General features: G+C 47.8%; 5 protein-coding genes. 1 reads left to right on the plus strand and 4 read right to left on the minus strand.

What is annotated here, in order from left to right; all coding sequences use genetic code 11:
• From cas7c to cas3, 4 genes are all read right to left on the minus strand, one after another.
• A partial coding sequence (gene cas7c, locus ACXLDX_RS08680) for a type I-C CRISPR-associated protein Cas7/Csd2 (protein ID WP_457576780.1) occupies positions 1-533 on the minus strand: 533 nt, incomplete at its 3' end.
• Positions 526-2,283 carry a type I-C CRISPR-associated protein Cas8c/Csd1 gene (gene cas8c, locus ACXLDX_RS08685; protein WP_457576781.1) on the minus strand — a complete coding sequence of 586 codons (1,758 nt, stop codon included), beginning with the start codon at positions 2,281-2,283 and terminating at the stop codon, positions 526-528. The genes cas8c and cas7c, both read right to left, overlap by 8 nt.
• Positions 2,280-2,915, minus strand: a complete 636-nt coding sequence (gene cas5c, locus ACXLDX_RS08690; RefSeq protein ID WP_457576782.1) for a type I-C CRISPR-associated protein Cas5c — start codon at positions 2,913-2,915, stop codon at positions 2,280-2,282. The genes cas8c and cas5c overlap by 4 nt, the downstream gene beginning before the upstream one ends.
• Before the next feature lie 24 nt (positions 2,916-2,939).
• Positions 2,940-5,129 (minus strand): CRISPR-associated helicase Cas3', encoded by a 2,190-nt coding sequence (cas3, locus tag ACXLDX_RS08695; RefSeq protein WP_457576783.1) that lies wholly within the window; start codon positions 5,127-5,129, stop codon positions 2,940-2,942.
• Between the two features lie 177 nt (positions 5,130-5,306).
• Here cas3 and ACXLDX_RS08700 point away from each other — a divergent pair, with 177 nt between their 5' ends.
• Positions 5,307-5,486, plus strand: coding sequence for a hypothetical protein (locus ACXLDX_RS08700; protein WP_457576784.1), 180 nt, complete (start codon positions 5,307-5,309; stop codon positions 5,484-5,486).
• The last annotated feature ends 410 nt before the right edge of the window (positions 5,487-5,896 follow it).

The raw sequence follows: 5,896 nt of genomic DNA on the forward strand, positions 1-5,896 counted from the left end.
GGAATGTATGCCTTTCGACCCATTGTACGATTATCTCCGGACTGGGCATCTGCCTCTTTTCTGGTTTCAACAGCCATTCTGGTTATGCTTGCCTCAAGGGGCACAACAGGTTCAATACTTCTGGCAAAGGCAAACTGTACTGGTCCCCTGACTTGGCCGCAGTTATTTTCCTTAGTAGACATGACGGCACCAAATGTCCGCACATCAAAGAAATTTCTACACATCCAGGCCCTGGCCTTGCTTAATTTTGAGGCTTTGTCTTCTTCATCTGCTACTGCTTCATAGGCAGGTTGCCGCCGCTCGGTAAGTATCCCTTTCTCCTTGACATAAATATTATACGTAGCCTGATCTTCCTTGACCAGTTCCACATAATTTCTGACCTTACGCTTCAGACAGACATCAGTGGTAATGCCATGTCCGGTTTCCGGGTCAATGCGAGGCATGTTCCCTCCATCCGGATCACCATTTGGATTACCGTTTTTCACATCAAACAGTAAGACAAATTCATACCGTTTCTTGATTGGATCAGCCATTTTTATTCTCCCTGTTTTTTTTCTTTCTACGTGCTTCTTCAATTTCTCTCTCTATCGCATTCTTCTGATGATAATAAGCTATGGCAAAAATACCCTGTTCCTGCAGATTCATGTGGGCAGGAAAATCGATTATATGTTCCATGATTTCAGCAATGCGCCGGTCTGAAACATACCCGTATTCCGCCTTTTCAATGTGATGCTGACTCAGGCGAATCAACCGCGGGAACACACTGGCCGGAGTGGCCGAAGCCGCACTGAAAAACCTGTCCTTGATTGTGGTATTGACCTTGCCCAGGGCATCCAGTTGCGCCTTCTCCAGGACAGCGAACAGCCTTCCCTGTAGATAGGCAGTATCTCTTCTTTCTGTATCCAGTGACATGGGCACCTCCTTTTTATAATTTCGTTGCAGAACCGCCTTGAGAATAGCAGCACGCAAATAGGTTACATGGGGTATTGATTTACCTGTAGTCTTATGTTTTTTTGATTGATCTGCTCGGATACGTCCAAACACTCCTCGAAATAGACTTTCAGGGTAACGGCCGCCGGTAAGGATAGAACGGGTAAGCGCACCGCCAAGGATCGGAGAAAGATCCTTACTCTCCCTTGCTGTTTCTTTCAGCAGGTGCCAGACTCCGGGAAATTCAATATCCTTTTCCGACCTTTCCATGGCCAGATTGTTGAAATGATCCCGAAACCTGCTCATCAACTCGCCCACCGTGCAGACATGCCAGAAACGCAAGGCCAGCCGTGCCTTGTTCAGGGCCAGCCCCAGGATATAGAATTTTATGTCCCGATCGTTTTCCAGATCTGCCGGAAGTGTCCCTTTGCAAACAGCCTCCAAAAATTTTCGCACCTGTAATGCTGCTGCCGGGTCATCAAGCGCCGGATTCATTACCTGTCCGAAAAACGGTTCCACAACCGATTCCCGCTTTGCCCAGAAAACCGTTGTCGCATCACCTATCTTCAACCGATGGGTTCTGCTGCGAAGCAAAAACTTCAGGGCTGCGGCGCTTTTGAACTCAAATTCAACAGAGATGGGCGCATTCTCCCCCCGTTTTTTTCCATAGGATTCGTATGCTTTTTTATTAAAGGAAACCAGGGAAGCACCGGAGCCGAATTTGAACTGAGTATATTGCCCTTGCAAGGGAGATAGGCGGCCATCAACAAAGTTGACCCCTTGGGGAAAGCTCTGATCGGCAAGATACTCACGCCAGAGCCGCTGAACCGCAGGCCGCTCATGGACAAGGAGGCGGTCTCCCTGCAGCCGGAAGGCTATCCACTTGCCGTGCATCCCGGAAATGTCTTTCCACTGTTCCAGTTCCAATGAATCAGCGGGATTCCAGTTGGCAAAAAACTGCCTCACTGCCAGCACACCCTCATCGTCTGTATCGCCGGTTACATCGTCCAGCAATTTGATAAATGATGCATGGTGAACTTTTTTCTTTGCCTTACCGGACATACCAAAAATGTAATCGGTTTTATCCACCATAAAATTCGGTGTGTCGGCGGCGCCTCTGCCGGAACGAACATTTACCTGGTTGGTGTAGGGAACCATTGACAGCCGGTAATTGAAGGTATTCGCTTTAACCTTTTCCCGTACATCTTCAGGCTGGCCGATCATATTGCCGTGCCGGTCAAGGGTGACCACAAAACCGATATCTTCCATGCTGAAACCATAGGACGGCACACCCTTTTTCGGCTCACCCTGCGGAAGACGGTCATAGAGGTCGATCAACGCTTGAAAGATCATGAAACCACCTCTTGACAGCACTCAATCACGCCGTCACGCATCACAGCCCGGAAAAAACCAGGAGTCCTGTCATTGGCAAAATCAATGTCGTGCAGCATGTATCCAAAATCCTGTTCTCCGGAAAAGATGGGTTCCGGAATTTCATTACACCAGGAAAAATTGACCGGAAACTCCCGGCAACCAAAGTAGGGCCGGTGAAAACACTGTCCCTTTTTGACCCGCCGTTCAAAAATCGCCAAATGTTTACCTGGATCATTGTCCTCCGTTCCTGTCAACTCAAAATGGGCTTCAATGATGTATTCCACATCCCGCAGCACCATTGAGGCCCGCTGCTGGCGATCATCTTCTATATAGTGGCATACCGGACGATCGCCCTGCATGTCACGGTTGTTCACCGATACCCGATTGGCTAGCTCATTGCGCCGGATATTTTCAAACCGGATCGGACGCATCACATGAATACGGTCGATTATCCAGCAAATGGCAGGTTTCCAGTAAATGGCCTCCAGAATGCCCCGGGCCGCCGACGGGGTTATGACATCGTAGGAGACCCGTTCAACCTTCATTTCCGGCCGGGTGAACAGGGCATAGTCTCCCCACACCCTCAATCTGATTCCATAGCGCTTTGCCATCACACCTCCATCTTCTTGTTCGGTTTATCCAAAAAATGCCTCCCCCATGGGGGCACTGCATTGTAAACCCGTGGTACGGGAATAGAGTTCTTGAGAACGAAGCACCCAAATCCCCGGCACGGGTTCTTCGAGCCAGTCACGTATTTCATCCAACTGATAGGGGTATATCTGAACCGCATATTTTTGCAGCTTTCGTAAGATACCACCATGCCGCTCCACATGGGCAAGGCGATCGACAAGCTGCAGGGCTTCCGGATCAAGGGCGATTATCACCGGTAGGGTTGCCGATTCGATCATCCTGAACCCGGCAATGTCACGAAACTGGATTTCACCCATATAGGCAAGACAGCACAAATTATATATTCCGTCTTTGTCCATCATCTGCTCATTTTTCCAGAAAAAATCGGAAAAGTATTCTTTTACGCATTCTGGATCGGTGAGTTTCCCGACAAATGATTCAAACAGCTTTTTCGCGGACTGGGCTGCCTGCCGGAAAAAACCGCATCCGCTCTCTTCCGGGAAATCAAAAACAGACACCTTGCAGGGAACAGGGCTACGACCGTTCCGGTTGCAGCGGCCTGCGGCCTGAGCAATGGAATCAATTCCGGCGGTTGCTCTGAAAACAGCCGGGAAATCAACATCAACACCGGCCTCAATAAGTTGGGTACTGACCACCCGGCACGGGTCTCCGTTTTCCAGCCTCGTTCTGATTTCGGAGAAAATTTCGCTTCTGTGTGCCGGATACATCAGGGCGCTTAAATGGAAATTATTTCTGGATTCCGGCAAGTTTTCAAAAACATCCAGGGCCTGCTGCCTAGTGTTGACAATGCACAACACCTGTTGCAGTTTCGCAAGCTGTTTGGCGACTTCATGTTCAGTCAGAGTCCCGATGAAACGTTCTTCCGTTCGTTTCAAAGCGGCAAAAAGAGCAGGAATATCCGTGACAATTTCCCGGTCGATTTTCAGCCCTGCAGGAAATTGAGAGGAATGTTCTATGGCCGGCTGGGTAGCAGTACACAACACCGAGGTAACGCCATAATTTTTGGCCAACTCCTGGATAACACCAAGACAACAAGTTAACCGCTCAACAGGGATTGCCTGTACTTCGTCAAAAATAACCACACTTTCAGATACATTATGAAGTTTGCGGCATTTGGAGGGCTTGTTGGCAAAAAAAGAATCAAAAAACTGGACATTGGTGGTAACGATGATTGGCGCATCCCAATTTTCAGTGGCCAGTCTGGTCTGCCAGTCTGCATCATCGGCAATAAAATTGCAATGATGCTCAAGCACTGCATCATCTCCCAGCATATCCTGGAAAACTTTTCCATTCTGTTCAATAATACTTGTAAACGGAATAACATAGATGATTCTTCGCTTTTTATATTTTTTGGCGTGATTCAGGGCAAAGGCCAATGAAGCAAGGGTCTTGCCGCCTCCGGTTGGAACGGTAAGCGAAAAAATTCCCGGAGATTCATTTGCGGATTGCAGGCAGTCGCTCAACACGCTTTCACGACATTTATTTACAGATAAATCCGGATCAGCCTTCTTGCGCAGCGTATTGAAACTTGTCCAGAAACGATTGTGAAGCTCAACCAGACAGGGATAACAGTTACGCCATCCGGCTCGCTTTTTGTCAAGAAAGGTTTCTGTGTCGAGATAATCACCATCAACGAGGCAGGAAAACAGCATCCGCACAAAAAACTGAATCTGAAAACCGGCATAATCATTTTCCAGCGGAAACGGGAGGTCTGTTGGGAACTCTTCGGGGACATGCGGAAAATCAATTTTTACCATTTGTTCCGAAAGTTTTTCGCCAAGCCCTGATCTTTGGCCAGAACTCCAGTTGGGGAGCCCTCCGTGATGGCCGGCAATACAATAGGCAAGCAACTTCCCAGCTTGGGTGGACTGCTTGAACAGAAGTTGTGCACCTATGGCAGCATGGTTTGGGTGGCCTTGGTAAAAATCGTCATATTCATCTTCGACTCGATTCTCCCTTCGCAACCAAGCCTGCCAGGAAAGCGTTCCTTTGCCGATGTCATGGTTTTTCCCTGCCACAAATACCCACGCATCACTACGGAAAAACCGTGCCGATGCCGATGCTCTTACAGCCACATTCTCCAGATGCTCTTCAAGTGGCTGCCACTTTTCAACCGGCAAACCTTTCAGACTATGGGCATAAAATGTATTTATTGCATGTGTAAGCGTACTCATTATTCTGTATGTTTAATTTCCAAACAAAATTACCACCTGGCGTAAAACCTTTATTACTTGCTCCATCATACCACACCTGCTCTATCATATAGTGATAGACCCCCAATTTTTTGTTGTTTTTACATTTTTCTGTAAAGCGTTGCCTTGCAACAGAAAAAGTCGTTCTGCTGGTTTTTCGTGTTTAAAAAAGATGGAGATGGGGCAGGAGAAGATGTTTATTTGACTTTCTTTTCGATAAAAATTATCAGAGGTAGAATACAATTAACTCTGGACTGGTCACCGATGGCGGTGGTCATGGGAAAGGAGTCTTCTTTGGGCGGCTTAATGCCAGCAGTCCATATTGATGCAGGAACATAAGAGTGCCTTGAAAAATTAGATTTTTCGTTCGAGATCAGGTAAGCAAAGACTCCGAGGACCAGTGAAGATAGCCGGGCAGCTTGACTGTGCCGCTAAAAGCCCAGCATATTAGCAGCATGTGAACACTTTCTTTTTGCTGTGATACAGAGATCGGGCGAGGTAGCGAGCCTGCGAGCCTCCGAAAAGCAATTTTTCAAGGTAGCCATAAATGCTCCAGCCCCGGCAGGTGATCATCTCCAGTATCCCGGAAACGCTCAATCGCAACAGGAGCTGGTTTTGCATAGGCTCACAAAATTTTCTCGGATTCTACGCTTCCCTGTTTTTCATGACAGGACTTCAAGAGTAAACTCCAGAGTGCCTTCAAAAAGAAAAGGATTATGCACCCTGATCCTCTGCAAGTTTTTCCCGTT

Source organism: Desulfomarina sp., from assembly GCF_054039375.1.

Bases quoted from the DNA above. Each gene is read 5' to 3' on its own strand.
- cas8c (WP_457576781.1), bottom strand. From the start codon at position 2,283: ATGATCTTTCAAGCGTTGATCGACCTCTATGACCGTCTTCCGCAGGGT.
- cas5c (WP_457576782.1), bottom strand. From the start codon at position 2,915: ATGGCAAAGCGCTATGGAATCAGATTGAGGGTGTGGGGAGACTATGCC.
- cas3 (WP_457576783.1), bottom strand. From the start codon at position 5,129: ATGAGTACGCTTACACATGCAATAAATACATTTTATGCCCATAGTCTG.